Here is a 22,522-nt window from a genome sequence, read left to right as displayed (position 1 = left end):
CTCACTCGGGAACGACTGAGACGAGTTTGGGGGCGCGCACGATCACCTTGCGCACGCCCCGACCGTCCAGCGCACGCACGACGCCGGGAGCCTCCAGCGCGAGCCTCTCCAGCTCGGCGTCACTGACTCCGGGGTCCACCTCGAGCCGGTCACGGACCTTGCCCTTGACCTGGACGACGCAGGTGACCTTCTCCGCCGCCAGCAGCGACTCGTCCTCGACCACCGGGAAGGCCTCGTGAGCCAGCGACTCCTCGTGTCCCAGGCGGTTCCAGATCTCCTCGGCGATGTGCGGGGCGACCGGCGCGGTCATGAGGGCCAGCGCCTCGACGGCCTCGCGCGGGACGGCGTCCAGGCCCGTGAGGTGGTTGTTGAGGACGATGAGCTTGGCGATGGCCGTGTTCAGGCGCATGCCCTCGTAGTCCTCACGCACGCCCACGATGGTCCTGGCGACCAGCCGGCGAGTGTCCTCGTCAGCGGGGGCGTCCACCACGGTGGTCTCACCGGTGGTCTCGTCGACGACGTTGCGCCACAGACGCTGCAGGAAGCGCTGGGCCCCGGCTACGGCCCGGGTGTCCCAGGGGCGGTCCTGGTCCAGCGGGCCCATGGACATCTCGTAGACGCGGAAGGTGTCCGCACCGTAGGCCTCGTACATGTCGTCCGGGGTCACGATGTTCTTCAGGGACTTGCCCATCTTGCCGTACTCGCGGGTGACCGGCTCGCCCTTCCAGGTGAAGCCCGTGGTCTCGTCACCCTCGACCTCGTCGGCGGGCACGTACTGACCGCGGGAGTCGGTGTAGGCGTAGGCCTGGACGTAGCCCTGGTTGAACAGCTTGTGGTAGGGCTCGGAGGAGCTGACCACGCCCAGGTCGAACAGGACCTTGTGCCAGAAGCGGGAGTAGAGCAGGTGCAGCACCGCGTGCTCGACGCCCCCCACGTACAGGTCCGTGCCTCCAGAGACGTTGCCCGCCTCCGGCCGCGGTCCCATCCAGTACTCCTCGTTGGCCGGGGCCACGAGCTGGGCGTCGTCGGTGGGGTCGATGTAACGCAGCTCGTACCAGCACGATCCCGCCCACTGTGGCATCGTGTTGGTCTCACGACGGTAGGTCCTGGGGCCGTCGCCCAGGTCCAGGGTGACGTTGACCCACTCCTCGGCCTTGCCCAGCGGCGGCTGCGGGGAGGAGGAGGCGTCGTCAGGGTCGTAGGAGCGCGGCGAGTAGTCGGTCACCTCCGGCAGCTCGACCGGCAGCATGGACTCGGGCAGGGCGTGGACGTGTCCCTCCTCGTCCCACACGACCGGGAAGGGCTCGCCCCAGTAGCGCTGGCGGGAGAAGAGCCAGTCACGCAGGCGGTAGGTCACCGCGCCACGTCCGTAGCCCTTGTCCTCCAGCCAGGAGATCATGGCCGCCTTGGCCTCGTCCTTGGTCTTGCCGTCCAGGCTGATCTCCTCGTTGGCCGAGTTTACGGCCACACCGTCACCGGTGTAGGCAGCCTCGGACAGGTCGATGCCGTGGGGGTCGTCAGCCGGCCCGATGGTCTGGACAAGGTCCAGGTCGTAGACGTGGGCGAAGGCGTGGTCGCGATCGTCGTGTGCAGGCACCGCCATGATGGCGCCGGTGCCGTAGCCCATGAGCACGTAGTCGGCGACGAAGACGGGTACACGCTTGCCGTTGACGGGGTTGACACCCCACAGACCGGTAAAGACACCGGTCTTGGTACGGCCCTCGTCCGTCCGCTCAGCCTCGGTGGCCGAGGCGGCGTAGGCACGGTAGGCAGCCACGGCCTCACGCGGGCTGGCGTGACCAGCCTTCCAGGCCTCGCGCGTCCCCTCGGGCCAGGCAGCCGGCACGGTCAGGGCGGCAGCATCCTCCGCCTCGCTGGCACCGAGCAGACCGCCTAGCATCGGGTGCTCAGGGGCGACCACCATGAAGGTGGCGCCGAAGAGCGTGTCCGGTCGGGTGGTGTAGACAGTGAGCCCGGGCTCGCCGTCCTGCTGAGAACCGGCAGCGTCGCCGTCGGCAGGAGCAGCCAGCCCCTCGACGGCGAAGGTGACGTCGGCACCCTCGGAGCGGCCGATCCAGTTGCGCTGCATGGACTTGACCTTCTCGGGCCAGTCCACGGTGTCCAGGTCCTCAGCCAGGCGGTCACCGTAGGCGGTGATGCGCATCATCCACTGACGCAGGTTGCGCTTGAAGACCGGGTAGTTGCCGCGCTCAGAGCGTCCCTCGCTGGTGACCTCCTCGTTGGCCAGGACCGTGCCCAGGCCCGGGCACCAGTTGACCGGGGCGGAGGAGACGTAGGCCAGGCGGAAGGAGTCGATGACGTCGGTCCTCTCCCCTGCGGTGAGGTCCTCCCAGCGCCGGCCTCCAGGCACCTCGACCTCACCTGAGGCGAGCTTGGCCTCCAGCTCGCTCACCGGACGGGCGGCACCCAGACCTCGCCCGTCGCGGCGCGGGGCGGTGGGGTCGAACCAGGATCCGAAGATCTGCAGGAAGATCCACTGGGTCCAGCGCACGTAGTCCACGTCGATGGTGGCCAGGGAACGGCGCGGGTCGTGGGACAGGCCGAGCCGACGCAGCTGACGGCGCATGTTGGCGATATTGGCCTCGGTGGAGACGCGCGGGTGCTGGCCGGTCTGGACGGCGTACTGCTCGGCAGGCAGGCCGAAGGCGTCGTAGCCCATGGTGTACAGGACGTTCTTGCCCGTCATGCGGGTAAAGCGGGCCACGACGTCGGTGGCGATGTAGCCCAGCGGGTGCCCTACGTGCAGGCCCTTGCCGCTGGGGTAGGGGAACATGTCCAGCAGGAAGAACTTCTCCTTGGCAGCGTCCGGGCCGGCCATGGCGCCCACGGGGTTGTCGGCGTTGAAGGTGCCGCGCTCCTCCCAGCGGTCCTGCCAGGCGGACTCGATGGTGTCGGCCAGCTCCGCGGTGTAGCGGTAGGGCGTCGCGTTCTCAGGTGCCTGCACGTTGTCCGTCATGTGGACCAGCCTATCGCCCCCCGGTGCGGGGTTCCCGCTGCTGTCCGTCGCTCGGTCAGGCGAGCCCGGTCACGTCCGGCCCTCCTCCACGCACGCCGACACCCACCGCACTTGCGGACACCCGTCGCACTTGCCGACACCCTAGGAATCGGACTACAGGTGTCCGCAAGGGAGACAGGTCCGCAGCGGAAGAGGCGCGAGGCGCAGTGGCAGTGTCAGGCCAGTGCCGGAGAACCCATCTGCTCAGGCACGAAGTCGGCCCACCCGTCCTCACGCAGCCCTGCACGCAGGTCCTCCATCGCCGCGTCCAGCGCCGCGCCGTCTGCCTCGTGCGCCCGGGAGGGAGCGATGTCCGCGGCCTCGTGCAGCGGCAGGACGTGGACGTGCAGGTGCGGCACGTCCATCCCCACCACCGCGATCCCGGGACGCACAGCGTCAAAGACCCGGACCTGGGTGGCGGCGATCCTCCTGGCGACCACCGCGAGGTGGGCGATCGTGGCGTCGTCAGCGTCGATATAGGACTCCACCTGCTGACGCGGGACCACGAGCACGTGCCCCGGCGTCTGGGGCTCGATGGTGGCGAAGGCGACGCAGACCTGGTCCGCCCACACGAAGCGGCCAGGGATCTGCCCCTCAATGATACGGGTGAAGACCGAGACCTCCGCAGGTGGCTCGGTGGGGCTCGGGGCAGCAGTCGTGGTCTGGTCGCTCATGGGCACAGCCTAGCCAACCGCCTGGGCAGGCTCCTGGCTCAGGCCACCACCCACAGGCTCCCCGGAGGCAGGACGACCTCGTGCTCCTCGGCGCCGGGACGTGGCAGCGCTGTGCGTACCGTCGTCGCACGGCGTGAGCGCCCTGCTCCAGACGGTACGCTCCCCCGCGCCACCACGGTGACCGGGCTGTCCAGGCCGATGCCGGCTCGCGACAGGGCGCGCAGCACCGCGGTGTCATCCAGGATCCGCCCGACGACGACGGTGCGTCCCACGGCCACCGTCTCCACGGCCCGCAGGACCGGGACGACCAGCCGACCGTCCTGGGTCGGGATCGGGTCACCGTGAGGGTCACGCAGCGGGTGGTCGAGCGCGCGGTCAAGGGCCTGGAGCAGACGGCTGGAGCAGGCGTGCTCCAGGTCCTCGGCCTCTGCGTGGACCTCGTCCCACTCAAATCCCAGGCGCTCTACCAGGTAGGTCTCCAGCAGCCTGTGGCGGCGCACGATGCTCATGGCCCGCTCCCGCCCGGCCTGGGTCAGTGTGACGGCCCGGTAGGGCTCGTGCTCCAGCAGCCCTGCCTCAACCAGCCGGGCCACATTCTCTGAGGCCGTTGACGGGGCGACGCCCATGCGCCGGGCGAGGCCCGTCACCGAGGCTCCCGCACCGCCCCACTCACAGGCGGCCCACACCGCCTTGAGATAGTCCTGGGTGACCGCGGAATCCTCCTCGGCCACGCCCTGCCCGGGGGCCCCGGACCGCTTGCGACGCTCGCTCATCGCAGCAGCGCCGCCCAGCCGTCCCAGAAGGCAATGAGGATGACAGCCACCACGATGACGTACATCGCGCCGGCCACCCACCACCGTGCCTGTGACAGCCGACGCGCTGCTGGCTCGGGCAGGCCCAGGTGCCCACGAAGCGCGGCCTCGCCCCAGGTCGAGGCCGCCGTGAGGATCGTCACCGCCCAGATCACCAGGCACAAGGGGCAGAGCTTGCCAAAGGTGAGGACCGAGACGCCCAGGAACCAGGCCACGAGGACGACGGCGCACACCGTCCCGGCCACCACGCCCCACCACATCCAGCGCGGCAGCTGCACACCTGAGGCCAGCGCCAGCCCCAGGACCAGCAGCACCGCAAAGGCCATAGCGCCAATGAAGGAGTTGGGCACCCCCAGCAGGTTGCCCTGCCACATGTCCAGGGTACCCGCGCAGGACACCAAGGGGTTGATATCACAGGTGAGGTCTGCCAGCGGCTCACGCAGGACCTTCAGCTCGCTGGCCATCAGCTCCCAGCTGGCCGCGATCCCTATGAGGCCGGCCACGATGAGCAGGAGGGCGTAGGAGCGCGAGGAGCCGGTGGCACGCAGCCACGCCGCGACGTCCTCAGCTCCAGCCGTACCGCCTTGGGCTGCCACCGCCTGCACGTCCCTGTCCTGGGCCGAGGCGAGGTAGGCCTGCAGCTCGTCCTCGCTCATAGCGTCGATCTCTGCCTCGGTGGGTATACGAGCCACCGCTTCCTCCTGGCTCTCCAGCTTGCGGCGCCGGCCGGCGCGCTCCCCATTGTGCCCTACCAGCCTGACCGGTCCAGCACCGGCTCAGTCCTCGGCGAGAACCTTCAGCGCGGCCTGGGAGGCACCCTGCCAGGAGGTGCCGGTCTGCGGGACCTCGTTCCACGCGCCCACCGTCACCGAGGCGTCGGTGTGGACGGTCACCGCGCGCCAGCCCAGGAGGTGTCCCTCCTCGTCGAAGGAGAGCACGTGCAGGTAGGCGTCGCTCTTGATCCTGCCGACCGAGGTCCCCCCGAGCCCGGCTCCCGCGCGCAGCTGGGCGACCGGCCCCCGGGTCCCCTCAGACACGCTCATGCCGTACTCCTGGTGGGAGTGCCCGGCGACCAGCAGCGGGGCGCAGCCAGAGGAGACCAGGGGCGAGAAGGTGTAGGGCTGGTGGATGAGGACCAGGTCGACATCGGCACCCGGCTCACAGCTGACCTCGGCCAGTCGCGCTCCGACCTGCTCCGAGGTCTCCTCGCCTCGCTGGAAGCTACGGCCGGCGGGCGTGCGGTTGGCGTCGACGTCGCCCAGCAACCGCAGGCCGGCGACCTCCTGGACCGTGCCGTCGGTGACGGTCCAGCCGCGGGAGCGCAGTTGGTCGCCGGTCTCGTTGGAGTCGTGGTTGCCGATGGTGGCCACACGTGCCGTGCCCCTGGGCACGGCGGAGGTCAGCGCGTCCACGCACAGCTGCTCGGGGTTGGAGCCGGTCATCGTCAGGTCACCGTCATCCATGTGTACCTGGGCTCCGGCAAGGCCGTCGAGCTGCCCGACCAGGGCGATCATGTCGAGGTTGCAGTGCAGGTCCGTCGACAGCACCGCCGTCGTCACCGTACGCTCACGCACGGCCAGCGCGCCGGTAGCCGCCGGCGCCTGCGCCGGCACCGTCGTGGCCGCCCCCTCAGGCTCCTGGTGTCCCTCGCCCTCCTGGTCCTCGGGAGCCGCGGTCAGGCTCTCCTGGGAGGCCGGTTCCTCAGCCTGGGAAGTAGCCACCGGGTCCTGCTCGCCGTCGTTACCGTCCGCCGCATCGGCTCCCTCGCTCGCCGGCAGGTCTGCCAGCTGCTTGGCCACCACGGCGTCCGCCTCGGCCCGCAAGGCCTCCACGTCCGCCCGGCCCTCGCTCACCGTGACCGCGACGAGCCCGTCAACCTCCTGCGAGGCCTGCCAGGCAGCGGCCATATTGGCACCGGCCTTGGCGTAGAAGGCCTCGTTGTCGTCGATGACCTCGCGCACCCTGGGACCGTAGGCCTGGACGACGTCGGCCAGACGGCCGGACAGACGCGCGCCCTCCAGCGGTGTCCCGGCCAGCACGGACAGGGTGGTGCCGACCGAGGTGTGCGTGCCCAGAGCCGGCACCAGCAGCGCGGCCACCGTGCCGAGGGCCGTGACCGCAGCCAGACCCGTCGCCATACCGTGACGCATGGTGGCCAGCAGGGAGTCACGCAGGCGCCCTGAGGTCGCCAGCCGTCCCACGGCCACCAGGCACAGCATGAGGGAGGCCACGAGACCGGCCCGGCGGACGCCGTCGGCCAGCAGGGCCCGCAGGCCGGCCTTGACGGTCAGGTCCGGGTGCGAGACCAGCGAGACGTAGGAGGAGGCGTCCGTGGACAGGGTCCGTCCCAGGGTCGAGGAGTCGATCTGGACGCGCGTGCTCTCGGCAGGGATCTCCCCCAGGACGACCTCCACGCCGACGAGCCCGGCCGGTGAGTCCAGCGAGGCCTGCCCCAGCGGGCCCAGGTCCACCGTGACCTGAGAGTCCAGGGTCGTGGACCAGCGCGCCGTGTGGGGCCCGATCGGAGAGCTGGCGCTGGCCGTGACGAGCCCGACGGCCAGGGAGACGGCAGCCGTCACCACCAGCAGCACGAGGGTGCGCGTGACCTTGCGGAAGGCCACGCTCCGTGCTGACCACCACCGGCTCCAGGCCGCGTGGAGGCGGGTCAGCGGGAGGGGCAGTGCCCGGCGTACCCTCCTCGTGCGCGTGCCGGGCGCCTGCCCGGCACCGCCAGACGGCTGGGCGGGCTGCGCAGGGCCGGGCCCGACGTCGTCGCGCAGCATCGCGGCCACCGTGGTCTCAGGCCTCCTGCTCGCTCGCGCGCTGCGCCGCCAGCCTCTCGGCCAGCTCGGTGACGAAGGTGACCGTGTCCTCCCATCCGGTCACTGCGTGGCAGTCCACGCCCATGGCCTTGACCGGGTAGTCGTTGCCGTCAGGGTCGAGCCGGTCCCCGACGAAGAGCATGTCCTCCAGGGGAATCCCGGTGACCTCGGTCAGGCGGCGCATGCCGTAGGCCTTGTCCACGCCCTTGAGGGTGATGTCGACGCTGGTCGAGCCCCCTGAGCGCACCTCCAGGTCGGGCAGGAGGGGGGCGACGGCGTCGCGCAGCGCGGCCTTCTTCTCCCCCGTCGGGTCCCAGGCGCGCTTGGCGTCAATGGGAGCCTCCTGACCCAGGGCGGAGAAGGTGATCTGGCTGCCACGGTCCTCCAGGACCGGGCCCCAGGTCTCCTCCTCCCACAGGCCCAGGCGACGCGCCTCCCGCTCGACGACCGCGAGGCCCTCCTCGATCTGGGCGGGGCTGAGGTCGTTGGAGTAGACGAGGGTCCAGTCGTCCTCCGCGTCGCCGGTGGCCGCCGGGGCGTGGGTGTAGTAGCGGGTGCCACACGTCGGCATGAGGTGGAGCCGGGCGAGCTCCTCGCTGGAGGCTCCCAGGTGCGCCAGGACCTGGTCACGGAACTGCCTGATCTGCCCTCCGGAGATGATGCAGACCTGGGCCTGGTCGAGCAGCGTGCGCAGGGCAGCCGCCATCGGCTCAGGCATCGCGGTCTTGGAGGGGGCCAGGGTGTCGTCCAGGTCGAAGGCGACCAGGGCGGGCAGCTGCCGGGCGCCGTCGGTCTCGGTCGCTGCGGTGGTGGTCTCAGGCGTCTTCTCGCTCATGGCTGCATTGTGACGCACTGGGCCCGTCACCGGGAAACCGGTGACGGGCCCAGCGTGCCCGGCTGCGCGTCTGAGGGCCGGCCGCCCCTTCAGGGCTCAGGACTGTGAGGAGCCCTCATGCAGGTGGGCGTGGGCGCGCGCGAAGGCCACGGCGCGCTCCTCGTCCTCCTCGCGCCGGCCACGGACCAGCAGCGCGGTGACCGAGACGGCCAGACCGCCCCACAGAACCAGGATCGCGATAATCATGAGGATGATCGCAGGTGCGTGCACGTCACTTCACCCCCTCGAGGACGTCGAGATCGGCAGGTGTGAAGTCGTCAACCGGGGTGCGCCAGGGCGCGGCCGTGAGCACCACGGTGCCCACGGCGACTATGAAGAGCATGCCCCACCCAAAGACCGCCTCGAAGCCCCGGGAGTAGCTGTAGCCCTCGGTGGCGTAGGACCACACGGTCTGGACGAACATGACGCCCAGCAGAACTGGGATGACGACAGCCACGAGCAGGCGCCACCAGCCACGCACCAGGCGGGTCTCGGAGACGAGGTTGAGGTGGCGCTGGAGGACCTTGAGCTTGCGCAGCACCAGGCCCAGTCCCACACAGACCACGAGGGCCGAGGCCACCACACCGATGTTGTTGATGAAGGCGTCGACGACGTCGAGGTCGTACAGGCCTGAGGAGGTGCCGAACAGGACGAAGGAGAGCACCGCCGAGGTGATACCCGTCACCAGTGTCGCCTTGAGGGTGGACCAGCCGAACTTCTCAGCCGCCCCGGCACTGACGAGCTGGATGATCGAGATGAAGGAGGTCAGGCCCGCCATCGTGAAGGAGCCGAAGAACAGGACCCCGAACAGCGGGCCCCCGGGCATCTCGGAGATGACGGTCGGGAAGGTGACGAAGGACAGGGCCACACCGGAGATGCCTTCAAGCTGCGGGACCCCCACGCCTGCCGAGTGGGCCATGAAGCCCAGGGTGGAGAAGACGCCGATGCCGGCCAGCAGCTCAAAGGAGGAGTTGGCAAAGGCCGCCACAAGACCGGTGCCTACGAGGTTGGAACGCGGACGCAGGTAGGAGGCGTAGGTGAGCATGATGCCAAAGCCCACGGACAAGGAGAAGAAGATCTGGCCGAATGCCGCCATCCACACCCGGTGGTTGCCCAGCGCCTGCCAGTTGGGGGTGAACAGCTCGTTGAGGCCGTCGGTGGCTCCGGGCAGCAGCAGGGCGCGGACCACCAGGATGACGAACATGACTACGAGCAGCGGCAGGAAGATCTTGTTGGCTTTCTCCACTCCCCCGCTCACGCCCCGGGCGATGGTGAACAGGCCGAAGGCCCACACGATGAGCAGGGGGATGATGACGCCGGCCACCGGCTGGGCGGAGTAGCTGGGGCTCCCGGAGGCTGACAGCTCGCCCAGGCCGATGTAGGAGTAGAAGAAGCCACCAGCGTCATCCCCCCACGCGGTGGTCAGGGAGAAGAGCGTGTAGCGCAGCGACCAGGCCACGATGACCGCGTAGTAGGTCATGATGACGAAGCAGATCATGACGTGGAACCAGCCCAGCCACTCAAAGCGCGTGGAGATGCGGCGCAGGGCCGTGGGCGAGGAGCCACGGTAGCGGTGCCCGGTGGCGTAGTCGAGCAGGAGGATCGGGATACCGGCTGCCAGCAGGGCGACGATGTAGGGGACCATGAAGGCCCCGCCACCGTTGGTGTAGGCGACGCCCGGGAAGCGCCAGATATTTCCCAGGCCCACGGCTGAGCCGATCGCGGCCATGAGGAAGCCGAGCTGGCCGCTCCACTGCTCACGCTCGACGCCGGTGCCCGGCGATGGAGAAGAGGAGGTAGCGGGCATAGGTGGGTGACCTTCCTGAGACGGGGATCCTGCGCCGTCCCCGTGCGGCGGGAACGGTAGGCAGGCCGGGCGGCAAGGCCGCCCTGGGCGGGAACTCAGGAACGCTAACGCCGACCGATTCCTGGGCAGAGAGCGTCCCGCATAGTGGAACCGCGATCGTCTGCGCACCCTCGATCCAAGACGTTGAGGACCTCTCGCCCTGCCTGGCGTCCGGGACGGAGGCCGCGAGCGATCCGACCGATCTAGGTCCACATCTCACGCACCTTGTGGGAGACTGACGACGTCGCGGACCTGGGGACGCCGCTCCCCCGGTCCACCGAGGTCCCTGACCGCTGCACCACTGCTAGGAGATCCCATGGCTACTGCGCACATCAACGCTGAGCCCGGAGACTTCGCCCCCGCCGTCCTCATGCCGGGCGACCCCAGGCGCGCCCAGCGCATCGCCGAGTCGGTCCTGGAGTCCCCCCGCCTGGTCAACGACGTGCGCGGCATGCTCGGCTTCACCGGCACCTACCAGGGCAGGCCGCTCAGCGTCATGGGGTCCGGCATGGGCCAGCCCTCCTTCTCCATCTACTCCACCGAGTTGTTCAGCCAGTTCGGCGTCGAGCGCATCATCCGCGTGGGCACGGCCGGCGGCATCGGCGAGCACGTCAAGGTCGGCGACGTCGTCATCGCCACCGGGGCCCACACCGACTCCGCCATGAACCAGCTGCGCATCCCGGGGATCAGCTTCTCCGCCGTCGCCGACCTCGGCCTGGCCATGGCCGCCTACCAGGCCGGGGTCGAGGCCGGGCTGGGCGACCGCCTGCACGCCGGCACGATCGTCTCCCGCGACCACTTCTACTTCACGCCCGAGGGCCAGACAGAGAGGCTCGCCCGCTACGGAACGCTGTGCGTGGAGATGGAGGCGGCAGCCCTGTACGGCGTGGCCGCCGAGTTCGGCAAGCAGGCGCTGGCTGTGCTCACGATCTCCGACCACCTGCTGGACCACTCCGCGGACATGGACGCCTCCGAGCGCGAGACCCGCTTCCAGGACTCCCTGCAGCTAGCCCTGGCCGCCGCGCTGAGCTGAGAACGCGTCACGTTCCCCTGTCACCGTGGTTGCGGGGCGTGAACAGGCCCGGCAGGCTCGTTCACGACCCGCAGCCACGACCTGGTAGTCGCGCGGGTCGTCTCGCGTCCTACGCTCTCCTCAACCTCCGTACCTGACTTCCAAGGAGCCCACATGCCTCAGGTCTACGCCTACGCCTGCGACGACGAGCGCAGCATCTTCCACCGCACCACCATCGAGCTGCGTGAGCCCGCGGACAACGAGATCTACTTCGAGATCAAGTACGCCGGCATCTGCCACTCCGACATCCACACCGCCCGCGGCGAGTGGGGCCCAGCGACCTACCCGCTGGTCCCCGGCCACGAGCTGGTGGGTGTGGTCACCAAGGTCGGCAGCGCCGTCACCAGGTTCCAGGTCGGGGACAAGGTCGGCGTGGGCTGCATGTTCGCCTCCTGCAAGGAGTGCGAGTACTGCCGCGCAGGCGAGGAGCAGTTCTGCAACAACCCTCACGCCTACTTCACCTACGGCCGCGACGCCCAGGGCAACCCCACCACTGGCGGCTACGCCCAGGGATTCACGGTGCGTGAGGACTTCGCCTGCCGCATCCCCGACTCCATCCCCTTCGAGACCTCCGCCCCGCTGCTGTGCGCCGGGATCACGACCTACTCCCCGCTCAAGCGCTGGGGCGCTGGTCCTGGCAAGAAGGTCGCCGTGCTCGGCATGGGCGGGCTGGGGCACATGGGCGTGCAGATCGCTGCGGCCATGGGCGCTGAGGTACACGTCATCTCCCACTCACGCTCCAAGGAGGCCGATGGTCAGCGGCTGGGCGCCTCCTTCTACCACGCCTCCAGCGAGGAGGGCACCCTGGAGGCGCTGGCCTCGACCTTCGACATCATCTTGTGCACGGTCAGCGCCTCGGACCTGGACTACACGGCCTACATCCGGGCGCTCAAGCCCTACGGTGTCTTCGTGGACGTCGGCCTGCCCGAGGCGCCGGCCAGCATCAGCATGAGGGCCCTGGTTGGTGGCAACAAGATCCTTGCGGGATCCAATATCGGCGGGATCGCCGAGACCCAGGAGATGCTGGACTTCTGCGCTGAGCACGGCATCCACCCGGTGGTCGAGATGATCGGCGGCGAGGAGATTACGCAGGCCTACGACAAGGTCACGGCCTCCCAGGTTCGCTACCGCTACGTCATTGACACCGCGACCTTCAACGACTGACTCTGGGCCCCGGTAGGACGGCGACGGCCCTCGGCGCACAGTGTGCCGAGGGCCGTCTTCTCGAGGGACGACGTCGCCGCTGCGGCCCGGCCCCGCTGGAATAACACGCCGCCTTGTCACGTTCCCCGCCTGACCAGGCAACACCATCGACCAGGGAGGTTCCCATGGCTGAGTCGGCTATCGAGTTCTACGGCGCGCAGTGGTGCAGCGACTGCCGTATGGCCAAGCGGGTGCTGGAGGACCTGCAGGTCCCCTTCACCTACCACGACCTGGAGAGGGACGAGTCCGCGGTTCAGGCAGCGATCGACATCAGCGGCCAGAAGCACATCCCGGTCATCCAGTTCTCCGACGGCACCTTCCTGGTGGAACCGAGCAAGGCCGAGCTCACCACCAAGGTCAAGGAGCTGGGCCTGGCCTGAGCACCGGCGCAGGAGGGGCCGACGACGAGGATCCGCTCCGTCGTCGGCCCTCGTCCGTGCGTGGTGCGTCTCAGGACAGGCGCGAGGCGGCGTAGGCGGCGCCGACGATGCCGGCGGTGTTGAGCAGGGCCGCCGGCACGATCGGGGTCCGCAGGTCCAGCAGCGGCAGGAACTTCTCGTGCTTCTTCGAGATGCCACCGCCCACGACGAACAGGTCCGGGGAGAAGAGCATCTCCACGTGGGAGTAGTAGCGCTGCAGGCGCTTGGCCCACTTCCTCCACGACAGGTCCTGCAGCTCCTTCTGCGCTGAGGAGGCACGCTTCTCCGCGTCGTGCCCGTCGATCTCCAGGTGCCCGAGCTCGACGTTGGGCACCAGGGTGCCGTCAACGACGACGGCCGAGCCGATCCCTGTCCCCAGCGTGGTGACGATGACCGTGCCGCTCACGCCCTTGGCGGCGCCGAAAGCGACCTCAGCCAGTCCCGCGGCGTCGGCGTCGTTGAGGGTGTGGCAGGAGTGGTCGAGGGTCTTGGTCATGAGCACGTCGACGTTGACCCCGACCCAGGACTGGTCGAGGTTGGCCATGAAGGGAACCGCGCCGTGGATGATCGGGGCCGGGAAGGAGACGCCGACAGGCGTGCCCGGCTCAGGCTCCAGGGCGTCGACGATCTCACGACACACCCCGGCGACGGCCTCAGGCGTGGCCGGCGCCGGGGTCGGGATACGCACGCGTTCACCGATGAGCTCTCCGGTTCCGAGGTCCACCAGGGCACCCTTGACGCCGGAGCCTCCGATGTCGATCCCGCATCCGACCTGTCTCATGGTTTCCTCCTGGGTGCCGCTGCCGATGGCGCGCCTACCGCCCCAGGCTACCCAACATCCTCGCCCACGCACCTCTGGACTGGCACGGCCTGTGCCTGCCTCCGCCCGGGGCACCGCGCCATGCGCCCGGCCCTCATTACGCAAGCCCGTCATTAGCGATTGTCCGCGGTCATTCCACAGAAAAGGTGATCCTGACAACCGCGTCATATCGAGGGAAACGAGTATTACCCACCCAATCTATACGACATTCGTCAATTAGATCTATAGTCGAGGAGAACTCCTCCCCGACCGTGACCACGGAGGCCACCATGACGGTACCTGCCAGCACCTCAGCCCCTGCTGCCACGCTCCCCCGTCCTCGGCCGTCCCGGCGTTCCTTCCTCACCTGGTCCTCCGTCGCCGCCGGCACGGCCGGCCTGGTGGCCGCCACGGACCTGGGCCTACCCACCACCGGCGCCCCTGTCAGCGCGGCCGAGGTCGAGGGCATGGAGGAGGCCGAGGCCACCATCCAGAACGCGTGCCTGGTCAACTGCCAGTCCCGCTGCCCGCTGCGCCTGCAGGTCAAGGACGGCATGGTCGTGCGCGTCCTGCCGGACAACACGGGTTCCGGCCAGCTCGGTGACCTGACCATCCGCGCCTGCGTGCGCGGACGCAACCAGCGTGAGCGCATCTACTCCGCCGACCGCATCAAGAAGCCCATGCGACGCATTGGCAAGCGCGGTGGGGGCCAGTGGGAGGAGATCTCCTGGGAGGAGGCCTTCGACACGATCGCCTCCGAGCTTACGCGGGTGAAGGAGACCTACGGCAACGAGGCCCTGTGGTACCACTACGGCTCAGGGTCCACCGGAGGAAATATCACCAAGCGCGGCACCTGGCCCCGTCTGCTCAATACCTACGGTGGTTACCTGGGGCAGTACGGTGACTACTCCACAGCCCAGATCACCGCCGCCTATCCCTATATCTACGGAGAGTTCACTCCGTCTAACTCCTTCGAGGACGCTCAGCACTCCCAGCTGCAGGTCATGTTCGCCAACAATCCTTTGGAGACGCGCATGTCTGGCGGCGGCGAGCTGGGCGTGACCCAGGCTGTACGCAAGCAGTTCGGTATCCGCACCATCGTGATCGATCCGCGCTACACCGACACTGCCCTCAATATCGCTGATGAGTGGGTGGCTGTGCGTCCGGGTACTGATGCGGCCCTCATCGCCGGGATGATCCACGTCATGCTGGAGGAGGGCCTCCACGACCAGGACTTCCTGGACACCTACTGCCTGGGCTTCGACGAGGAGCACATGCCACCAGGCGCCCCGAAGAACGCCTCCTACCGCTCCTACATCGAAGGCAAAGGCCCCGACGGCGTGGAGAAGACCCCGCAGTGGGCCGCTGACGTCTGCGGAGTACCAGCCGACCAGATCCGCAGGCTGGCCCGCGAGATCGCCACCACCAAGCCCTGCGCCATCAACCAGGGGTGGGGGCTGCAGCGCCACGCCAACGGAGAGAATGCCTCCCGGGCTGTCATGACCCTGGCATGCGTCGTCGGCCAGGTCGGTATCCACGGTGGCGGCAACGGCTCGCGAGAGGGGAACTACTCCATCCGGGTGGCCCCCTTCCCCCTCTACGACGGCGAGAAGCCACCTGTGTCCACCCAGATCTCCTGCTTCAACTGGATTGATGCCATCGACCACGGCGAGGAGATGACTGCGCTCAAGGACGGCGTCAGGGGCAAGGACAAGCTGGACGTGGGGATCAAGCTGATGGTCGTCAACGCCTCGAACACCCTCATCAACCAGCACAACGACATCCACTACACCCAGAAAGTCCTCAGCGACGAGTCCAAGTGCGAGTTCATCGTCGTCATCGACCACCAGTGGACCGCCAGCTGCGAGTGGGGCGACATCGTCCTGCCCTCGACCACGAACTTCGAGGAGAATGACATCATCCCCGGAGGATCGTGCTCGGACACCGGCTGGTCCATCTGGGGCGGCAAGGCAATCGAGCCCCTCTATGACAGCAAGACCGGTTACGAGATGTGCACCGAGATCGCCCGCCGTCTCGGGATCGAGGAGGAGTTCACCCAGGGACGTACCCAGGAGGAGTGGCGCAGCCACCTCATTGCCAAGACGCGCGAGAAGGAGACGTCCTTCCCTAGCGAGTCCGAGCTGGAGGCGATGGGAGTCTATCGTCAGCGCAACCCCAAGGGCACCACGGTGGCGATGAAGGACTTCCGGGACGACCCTGTGGCCCACCCCCTCAAGACACCGAGCGGGAAGATCGAGATCTACTCCCAGCGTCTTGAGGAGATGTCCCATACATGGGTCTTCGAGGGCGAGCGGGCCGGGGACAAGCTCACCGCGCTCCCGGAGCACCTCGACACCTGGGAAGGGGCACTAGAGGCCCGTCACAACGACGCGTACCCGCTGCAGTGCATCGCCCACCACTTTAAAGGACGCACGCACTCCACCTACGCCAACCTCCCCCGCACCCAGGAGGCCCACCCCCAGATCCTGTGGATCAACACCCTGGACGCCCAGGCACGAGGGATCGAGAACGGGGACACCATCGACGTCTTCAACGACCGCGGCCGCGTCAGGACACAGGCACGCGTGACCAGCCGTATCGCCCCTGGTGTCGTCTCACTACCCCAGGGCGCCTGGTACACCCCTGACAAGGACGGGGTGGACGTGGGCGGATGCGCCAACACCTTGATGAAGTACCATCCCTCACCCCTGGCGAAAGGAAACCCGGGGCATACGGCCCTGGTCCAGGTTGAGAAAACGCGGGCCTGAGAGGCCTGAGGGGTTTGTCATGACAGGTAGCCTGGTTCAGGTTGGTGCTGAGCACGCTCTGCTCATCCCGACGACGACGTCGCTCGTCTCACCGTTCAAACCGCTGCTCGCACGCACGGTGATAGGTGGCGAAGCCGCCTAGGCGTGTCCACACGGTACGACCCGCCGCGCTCGTCTCCAGAGTCAGCGGATGAACTCGGATCAGGCTCACTCGACTGATCAGAGAAAAAGGCCGCGGCACAGGAACTGCAGAGTCTTAATCTTGCGGCGACGCTGAGGCGGTCCCAGCACCAGAGCCCTGCATCCCCCTGGTACCGGGCAGTACCCGAGAGCACCACCACCCCGCATCAGAACACCCCGCCGCACCCCATGAGACACCAACCTCAGCCAACACGTTCACACGTGTATCCCACAGTCGGGTGATACGCAGGATGTCATGATGGTCTCACAATCGATGGGAGTACGTCTCCCGGTCTCGGTGTTGTACCGGCTCGGAGGCTTACTCATTTCCCGGTCACCGTCACCAACAACAACCAGCTTCAGCAGATACTCGCATCCCTTACCGGACACACACCCAGATCGGCATCACCACGACCGCCCCTCCCCGAGCCTGTCACAGGCGGGCCGATCGTGGGAGTCAGGTGCGCTCAGCACACGGCTCACACTCTTAGTGTGAGCCGCATGGAGGGTTGAAACGGATCGCACCTCACGACGCGCGTCAGGCGCCGGCTAGCAGGCGAGGTTCCAGATTCTGCTCCTGGAGCTTGATGGAGCAACGATGCTGCTACTGGATGAACCGACTGACACCCTTGATCTCATCTCTGCTGAGGCTCTCCAACGAACGCTGGAGGCTTTTGAGGGCATGGTGCTCGCCGTGACCCATGAACGTTGGTTCGCCCGTCAGCACCATGCCTGCACGGACTGATCCGGAGGAGCGTCGTCAGCGCATCATCAAGGCGGCGTCCCGCCTCGTGGTGGCAGAAGCTATCGAGGGCGTGTCGCTACGGAAGGTCGCCAAAGAGTCCGGTCTGAGTATCGGCTCGGTGCGACACTACTTCGACGGACATCACGACCTGCTCACTGCCGCGGCGCAGGAGGCAGGCGCCCGGATGGGACGGCGCCTGGCCAGCCATCCTGCTCAGGGGCTGCGTGGACTCACCTCTGACGCGGCGCTCAACTGCCTTGACGTGCCAGCCCCGGATCTCGCCACAGCCCAGCTCACCGCCGTGATCGGCGGGCTGACCCTGGATACTGTGACCCCGCACGGCGCTCTGAGCATCGAGCGCCTGCAAACCGTCCCGCGAGCAACATCTGAGGGAATCGACGGCGCACCATGCCTGCCTGGCTGAGACCACCACCAGCGTTCCCGCCCACACCAGCATCGATGCCCCGGCCGAAGTCACCGCAGAAACAAAACTGCCCCGCCATCAGGCGAGGCATATTTCGGCTTTCTCATTCTACGTGGAGCTAGGGGGATTCGAACCCCCGACCTCTTCCATGCCATGGAAGCGCGCTACCAACTGCGCCATAGCCCCTTAAGGGAGACTGCCGACGATGCATGTCCTCAGCAGATCGTGGAGCTAGGGGGATTCGAACCCCCGACCTCTTCCATGCCATGGAAGCGCGCTACCAACTGCGCCATAGCCCCGAGACGGGCGTCCACCCTTACGGGCGACGCGGATAACTTTAAGGAGGCAGGCCCGCCCGGGGCAAATCCGCACCGCGTGCGGTACCTCACCCCGGGGTCACAGAGCCGCACCCTGCGGCTCAGGCCAGGAAGGCTCCGACAGCCCCTGAGTCTGCACGCCTCCGGGCTGACCGGCACTCACCAGCGCCGCCGCCACCTGCTCACCGCCCGCGTTCCATCTCACCAGCGTCCACCCTGGTTCCCTCGCCCCCGAGCGCAGCAGGGCGTGATGGCAGTTGTCCAGACCCCGCAACCCGAACCAGTGTCCCGGGTCCAGTCCCAGCAGGCGCATGGTCCCCAAGGTGATCGCGGCCCCGTGAGCCACGACGACGACAGGACCATCCTGAGTCGCTCCTTGCTCCTCAGCCAGGCGTTCCAGCGCCCGCCCCACGCGCCGAGCCGTGTGAGCGCGTGTCTCGACCTCCAGCCCCTCCGGGTCCTCCCCTGCACGCCACCGAGCGTACTGGTCAGGCCACCTGGCCCGGATCTCCTCCCTGGACATCCCCTCCCACTGCCCGAAGCTCCGCTCCAGCAGCGCCTCGTCGCTCTCCACGGGCAGCCCGGTCAGGGCAGCCAGGCACGCAGCCGTGGACCGGGCACGCTCCAGCGGTGAGGAGACGATCCGGCTCGGAGACAGTGCGGCCAGGGTCGGCGCCGCAGCGCGCGCCTGCGCCACCCCTGTCTCATTGAGACAGATATCGACCTGGCCCTGCACACGCCCGGCGACGTTGTAGTCCGTCAGCCCGTGGCGCCACAGGATGAGCTCGCTCACGACGCCGAGCCGGCTACGCCGTCCTCAGCCCCGTCAGCGCCAGCCAGCACGTCGGCAGGCAGGTCGACCAGCGGGCAGTCCTTCCACAGGCGCTCCAGGGCGTAGAACTCGCGGTCCTCGGCCTGCTGGACGTGGACGACGACGTCGCCGTAGTCGACCAGCACCCAGTGCGCCTCCTCAAAGCCCTCCCGCAGCCTGCGCTTGGCACCAGCCTTGAGCATCGCCTCATCCACGGCGTCGACGACGGCGCGCACCTGGCGGTCGTTGGCAGCCGAGACCACGAGGAAGACGTCAGTGAGCGCCAGGCGCTCGGAGACGTCGATCGCGATGATCTCCTCGGCCTTGCGGTCAGCAGCCGCACGCGCGGCGGCGATCGTCAGCTCTACTGCTTCAGGTGTGGCGGGCACGTGTCTTCTCCGTGTCGTGTGGGACGAGTGGTCAAGGCGTTGGTCAGGACGCCAGGAAGGTGAGCGGCGTGAGCGTAGCCAGGCTCTCAAGGGACGACGCAGCAGCCGTCGTGCTGCGTCCGAGGTAGAACCACAGGAGCGTGCCCGCCACCAGCACGACAACGAGGACGAGCAGGGCAATCAGCAGGTGACGGGCAAGAGAGTGACCTGGGCGGTCCTCACCCTGGTCCTCCGCCTCGCGGGCGCCGGGGACCTCCGCCCAGTCCGCCTGCGGAGCCGAGGCCCACGAGTCCGTCCCAGACGCCCCGGCTCGGTGGGAGTGGTGGGGGCCCGCCGCCTCGGTGGTCGAGGCCGTCACCGACTCTGCCTGCGTCTGCACGGTCTCGTCCTGGCGGAACGCCTTCCACTGAGGGGTCTCGATAGCGTGGAACCCCTCGTCCATCACCTGGACGGCACTGAGCTCACCGGTCGAGGCGTCCACGGTTCGCACCCCCTGCACCGAGGAGGGGATCCGAACGATCGGCCGACGCGTCGGCGTCGACGGAGCGGTCTGCGAGGGCGACGGCGTCACCGTCTCCTCAGGACCGAGCGCGTCAGCCGTCGCCTGCGTCCCTGCCTCGTCCGGGGCGGAGGAGGCGGCTGACGGCTGCGCGGTAGCAGCGTCCGTGGCGTGGCCGTAGGAGACTGTCGCCGCCGAGGTCTCGGCCTGCTGCGTCGCGCGGTCCATGACCGAGCGCCTCTGCGGTACCGAGGCCGGCTCGACCTCGGCCGGGCTGGCGGCAGCCGGTGCGGCGTCAGGACGGTCGGCGGCAGGGAGGACACCCGTGGCGAAGGCAGCCAGGGCCTCCTTCTCAGCCGTGTCCGGCCCCGTCGTCGTCCACGGAGCCGGCTGGGACTGGGGCGAGGCCTCTGCCTCGTCGTCAGGAGTCTCCTGAGAGGCAGCAGCCGCGTCCTGGACCGCAGCGTGGCTCCCGGTAGCAGACAGCTGCGGGACGTCGATGTCGGGCTGCTTCGCCAACGGGTCCTGCAACGCCTTGGCCTGCTCCAGGGTGATCTCCCCCGCGTCGACCGCCGCCCTCAGTGCCTCAGCCTCCTGGCGCAGTCGCCTGAGCTCCCGGCGCGTCAGCAGCGGCTGCTGGCCGGTCAGCAGGGCCTCACGCTCCGCCTCACGCTCCGCCTGCCGGATGGCACGCCGCGAACGGCGCGGCGCGGCGCCGTCGGACTGCTCCGGACGGCCGACCTCGCTGTGCTCACTCACCGTTGTTCTCCTTCCGAAGGGACTGCGACCGCGCCACGCGCGCTGTCATGGAGGGCGTGGGCCCTGCTTGCTGACTCACACGATAGAGCCCGTACTTACGGATGTACTGCACCACCCCGTCCGGCACGAGGTACCACACAGGCGCCCCGCGTCCCACGCGGTTGCGGCAGTCGGTCGAGGAGATCGCCATCGCCGGGACCTCGACCAGCGAGACCCCGTCCTCGGGCAGACCGGAGTCCGTCAGCACGTGGCCCGGGCGGGTCACGCCCACCAGGTGCGCCATGGTGAAGATCTCCTGGTTGTCCTTCCAGGTGAGGATCTGCGCCAGCGCGTCGGCACCGGTGATGAAGAACAGCTCAGCACCAGGGTACTCGGCAGCGATGTCCCGCAGGGTGTCGATCGTGTAGGTGGTACCCCCACGGTCGATGTCCACGCGGGAGACCGTGAAGCGGTTGTTGGAGGCCGTGGCGATCACCGTCATGAGGTACCGGTGCTCAGCCGCCGAGACCCTGCGGTCACGCTTGAAGGGCTGGGCCCAGGTAGGGACGAAGATGACCTCGTCGAGGTCAAAGACGTTCTGGACCTCCGAGGCGGCCACGAGGTGTCCGTGGTGGATCGGGTCGAAGGTGCCACCCATGATGCCGATGCGCAGCGGCCGGGAACCCTGGTCCACGTGTCTTCCTCCCGCTCCAGCTGCCGCCCGGCAGACCTGCCGAGCATGTCACCCTCACCGCGCCGGACGCGCGGACAGCACCATCCTGCCACGAAGCGCCCCTCAGGGGCGCACGTGCCCCTCCCCCTCGACGAGCCACTGGGTGGTCGTCAGCGCTGTCAGGCCCATCGGGCCACGGGCGTGAAGCTTCTGCGTGGAGATCCCCAGCTCGGCTCCCAGCCCCAGCTGCCCGCCATCGGTGAAGCGCGTGGAGGCGTTGACCATGACGACGGCGCTGTCCACGCCAGTCGTGAAGCGGCGAACCACCGTGAGGTCCTGAGCCAGGACCGCCTCGGTGTGCCCGGTGGAGTAGCGCCGGACGTGCTCGGTGGCCTCGTCAACGTCGTCGACCACCCGAACGGCCAGGTCCAGGCTGCCGTACTCCGTGGCCCAGTCCTCTTCCGTCGCGCCCACGAGCAGCGGGCTCGCACCTGCTGCCTCCGCCTCCTGCTCCAGCACCCGGCGTGCGGCGTCGTCGACGTGCAGCACCACGCCCCGCTCCCACAGTGCCCGTGCCGCCTGCGGCAGGTAGGCGGCAGCGACCTCACGGTGGACCAGGAGCGTCTCCGCGGCGTTGCACACGCCCACGCGCTGCGTCTTGGCGTTGACGATGATCGCCACCGCGTCCTCCAGCACCGCAGAGGCGTCGACATAGACGTGACAGACTCCTGATCCGGTCTCGATCACCGGCACCGAGGAGGACTCCACCACGGTCTTGATCAGCCCCGCCCCGCCCCGCGGGACCAGGACGTCGACAAGCCCACGGGCCCGCATGAGCGCGTTGGCTCCAGCACGCCCGGCCGGGTCCACCGTGTCCACGAGCTCGGGCGGCAGCCCAGCCGCCTCCAGCGCTCCGCGCAAGGTGGAGACGATCACCGCGTTGGTCTGCTCGGCCGCGTGACCACCCCGTAGCAGGACCGCGTTGCCGGACTTCAGCGTCAGGGCGGCGACGTCCACGGTGACGTTGGGGCGGGCCTCGTAGATGACTCCGACGACGCCCAGAGGCACGCGCTGGCGACGCACCCGCAGCCCGTTGGGCAGGGTCTGGCCGTCGACCACCTGGCCGACCGGGTCCGGTAGGCCCACCACCTCATGAAGGGCCGAGGCGATCCCCGACAGACGCTCTTCGGACAGGGCAAGACGGTCGACCAGCCCCTCCTTCATCCCCTCCTGGCGCGCGCGCTCCAGGTCAACGGCGTTGGCAGCCAGGATCTCTGGCTCATGCTCACGCAGGGCCAGAGCCATCCCGGTCAGGGCGGCGTCCTTGAGCTCACGGCTCGCCCCGGCGACCTCGCGCTGGGCCGTGCGTGCCGAGCGCGCGAGTGCGGCCACGAAGTCGGTGGCCTGGGAGGGGTCGAGGGCGGCGTCCACAGTCATGGAC

At 68.6% G+C, this 22,522-nt stretch carries 19 protein-coding genes, 2 tRNA genes and 1 pseudogene; 6 read left to right on the top strand and 16 right to left on the bottom strand.

Going from position 1 to position 22,522, the window contains the following annotated elements; translation table 11 throughout:
• Position 1 precedes the first annotated feature (1 nt).
• The 8 genes from HRL51_RS04825 to HRL51_RS04790 all read right to left on the bottom strand — a co-directional run bounded on the left by HRL51_RS04825 (position 2) and on the right by HRL51_RS04790 (position 10,005).
• Positions 2–2,977: a leucine--tRNA ligase gene (locus HRL51_RS04825; protein WP_172192980.1), complete on the bottom strand. Its 2,976-nt coding sequence runs from the start codon at positions 2,975–2,977 to the stop codon at positions 2–4.
• Between the two features lie 215 nt (positions 2,978–3,192).
• Positions 3,193–3,690 carry an HIT family protein gene (locus tag HRL51_RS04820; protein ID WP_172120787.1) on the bottom strand — a complete coding sequence of 166 codons (498 nt, stop codon included), beginning with the start codon at positions 3,688–3,690 and terminating at the stop codon, positions 3,193–3,195.
• Between the two features lie 38 nt (positions 3,691–3,728).
• Complete coding sequence (locus HRL51_RS04815; protein WP_172120788.1) at positions 3,729–4,463, bottom strand: metal-dependent transcriptional regulator; 735 nt, start codon at positions 4,461–4,463, stop codon at positions 3,729–3,731.
• The gene (locus tag HRL51_RS04810) at positions 4,460–5,194 is read right to left on the bottom strand and encodes a vitamin K epoxide reductase family protein (protein ID WP_172120789.1); all 735 of its coding nucleotides are present in this window, start codon (positions 5,192–5,194) and stop codon (positions 4,460–4,462) included. The genes HRL51_RS04815 and HRL51_RS04810 overlap by 4 nt, the downstream gene beginning before the upstream one ends.
• An 84-nt stretch (positions 5,195–5,278) precedes the next feature.
• Complete coding sequence (locus HRL51_RS04805; RefSeq protein ID WP_235954413.1) at positions 5,279–7,285, bottom strand: serine/threonine protein phosphatase; 2,007 nt, start codon at positions 7,283–7,285, stop codon at positions 5,279–5,281.
• Between the two features lie 16 nt (positions 7,286–7,301).
• Entirely contained in the window at positions 7,302–8,159 is an 858-nt protein-coding gene (locus HRL51_RS04800) for an HAD-IIB family hydrolase (RefSeq protein ID WP_172120790.1), read from the bottom strand.
• A 96-nt stretch (positions 8,160–8,255) separates the two neighbouring features.
• Positions 8,256–8,429, bottom strand: a complete 174-nt coding sequence (locus tag HRL51_RS04795) for a methionine/alanine import family NSS transporter small subunit (protein ID WP_172120791.1) — start codon at positions 8,427–8,429, stop codon at positions 8,256–8,258.
• A 1-nt stretch (position 8,430) separates the two neighbouring features.
• A complete protein-coding gene (locus HRL51_RS04790) occupies positions 8,431–10,005 on the bottom strand; it encodes a sodium-dependent transporter (protein ID WP_172120792.1) in 1,575 nt (524 codons plus the stop codon).
• A gap of 355 nt (positions 10,006–10,360) precedes the next feature.
• Here HRL51_RS04790 and deoD point away from each other — a divergent pair, with 355 nt between their 5' ends.
• The 3 genes from deoD (at position 10,361) to HRL51_RS04775 (ending at position 12,699) form a co-directional block, all read left to right on the top strand.
• Entirely contained in the window at positions 10,361–11,077 is a 717-nt protein-coding gene (deoD, locus tag HRL51_RS04785) for a purine-nucleoside phosphorylase (RefSeq protein WP_172120793.1), read from the top strand.
• 153 nt (positions 11,078–11,230) lie between these two features.
• Positions 11,231–12,280, top strand: a complete 1,050-nt coding sequence (locus HRL51_RS04780; RefSeq protein WP_172120794.1) for an NAD(P)-dependent alcohol dehydrogenase — start codon at positions 11,231–11,233, stop codon at positions 12,278–12,280.
• Between the two features lie 164 nt (positions 12,281–12,444).
• Complete coding sequence (locus HRL51_RS04775) at positions 12,445–12,699, top strand: glutaredoxin domain-containing protein (RefSeq protein WP_172120795.1); 255 nt, start codon at positions 12,445–12,447, stop codon at positions 12,697–12,699.
• A 70-nt stretch (positions 12,700–12,769) separates the two neighbouring features.
• Here HRL51_RS04775 and ppgK read toward each other — a convergent pair whose 3' ends face one another.
• Positions 12,770–13,519, bottom strand: coding sequence for a polyphosphate--glucose phosphotransferase (gene ppgK / locus HRL51_RS04770; protein WP_172120796.1), 750 nt, complete (start codon positions 13,517–13,519; stop codon positions 12,770–12,772).
• A 308-nt stretch (positions 13,520–13,827) separates the two neighbouring features.
• On the opposite strand from ppgK, the gene HRL51_RS04765 reads away from it, so the two are divergent.
• The 3 genes from HRL51_RS04765 to HRL51_RS04750 all read left to right on the top strand — a co-directional run bounded on the left by HRL51_RS04765 (position 13,828) and on the right by HRL51_RS04750 (position 17,654).
• Complete coding sequence (locus tag HRL51_RS04765) at positions 13,828–16,305, top strand: DMSO/selenate family reductase complex A subunit (protein WP_172120797.1); 2,478 nt, start codon at positions 13,828–13,830, stop codon at positions 16,303–16,305.
• 778 nt (positions 16,306–17,083) lie between these two features.
• On the top strand, positions 17,084–17,230 hold the full coding sequence (locus HRL51_RS04755; protein WP_216666356.1) for a P-loop NTPase family protein: 147 nt from the start codon (positions 17,084–17,086) through the stop codon (positions 17,228–17,230).
• Positions 17,214–17,654: a TetR/AcrR family transcriptional regulator gene (locus HRL51_RS04750; protein WP_172120798.1), complete on the top strand. Its 441-nt coding sequence runs from the start codon at positions 17,214–17,216 to the stop codon at positions 17,652–17,654. The genes HRL51_RS04755 and HRL51_RS04750 overlap by 17 nt, the downstream gene beginning before the upstream one ends.
• A 113-nt stretch (positions 17,655–17,767) precedes the next feature.
• Here the strand turns inward: HRL51_RS04750 and HRL51_RS04745 are convergent.
• From HRL51_RS04745 to HRL51_RS04715, 7 genes and pseudogenes are all read right to left on the bottom strand, one after another.
• Positions 17,768–17,840 (bottom strand) — tRNA-Ala (locus tag HRL51_RS04745).
• 40 nt (positions 17,841–17,880) lie between these two features.
• Positions 17,881–17,953 (bottom strand) — tRNA-Ala (locus tag HRL51_RS04740).
• 97 nt (positions 17,954–18,050) lie between these two features.
• Complete coding sequence (locus HRL51_RS04735; RefSeq protein ID WP_172120799.1) at positions 18,051–18,764, bottom strand: histidine phosphatase family protein; 714 nt, start codon at positions 18,762–18,764, stop codon at positions 18,051–18,053.
• The gene (gene rsfS / locus HRL51_RS04730) at positions 18,761–19,171 is read right to left on the bottom strand and encodes a ribosome silencing factor (protein ID WP_172120800.1); all 411 of its coding nucleotides are present in this window, start codon (positions 19,169–19,171) and stop codon (positions 18,761–18,763) included. The genes HRL51_RS04735 and rsfS overlap by 4 nt, the downstream gene beginning before the upstream one ends.
• A 1,008-nt stretch (positions 19,172–20,179) precedes the next feature.
• Positions 20,180–20,429: pseudogene (locus tag HRL51_RS11995) on the bottom strand (hypothetical protein); the annotation flags it as partial.
• Positions 20,422–21,066: a nicotinate-nucleotide adenylyltransferase gene (gene nadD, locus HRL51_RS04720; protein WP_216666363.1), complete on the bottom strand. Its 645-nt coding sequence runs from the start codon at positions 21,064–21,066 to the stop codon at positions 20,422–20,424. The gene nadD and the pseudogene HRL51_RS11995, both read right to left, overlap by 8 nt.
• A gap of 138 nt (positions 21,067–21,204) precedes the next feature.
• Positions 21,205–22,518, bottom strand: a complete 1,314-nt coding sequence (locus HRL51_RS04715) for a glutamate-5-semialdehyde dehydrogenase (RefSeq protein ID WP_172120803.1) — start codon at positions 22,516–22,518, stop codon at positions 21,205–21,207.
• Positions 22,519–22,522 lie beyond the last annotated feature (4 nt).

The organism is Actinomyces faecalis, assembly GCF_013184985.2.
Lineage (GTDB): Bacteria > Actinomycetota > Actinomycetes > Actinomycetales > Actinomycetaceae > Actinomyces > Actinomyces faecalis.
This window is presented reverse-complemented; position numbering and strand designations above follow the sequence as displayed.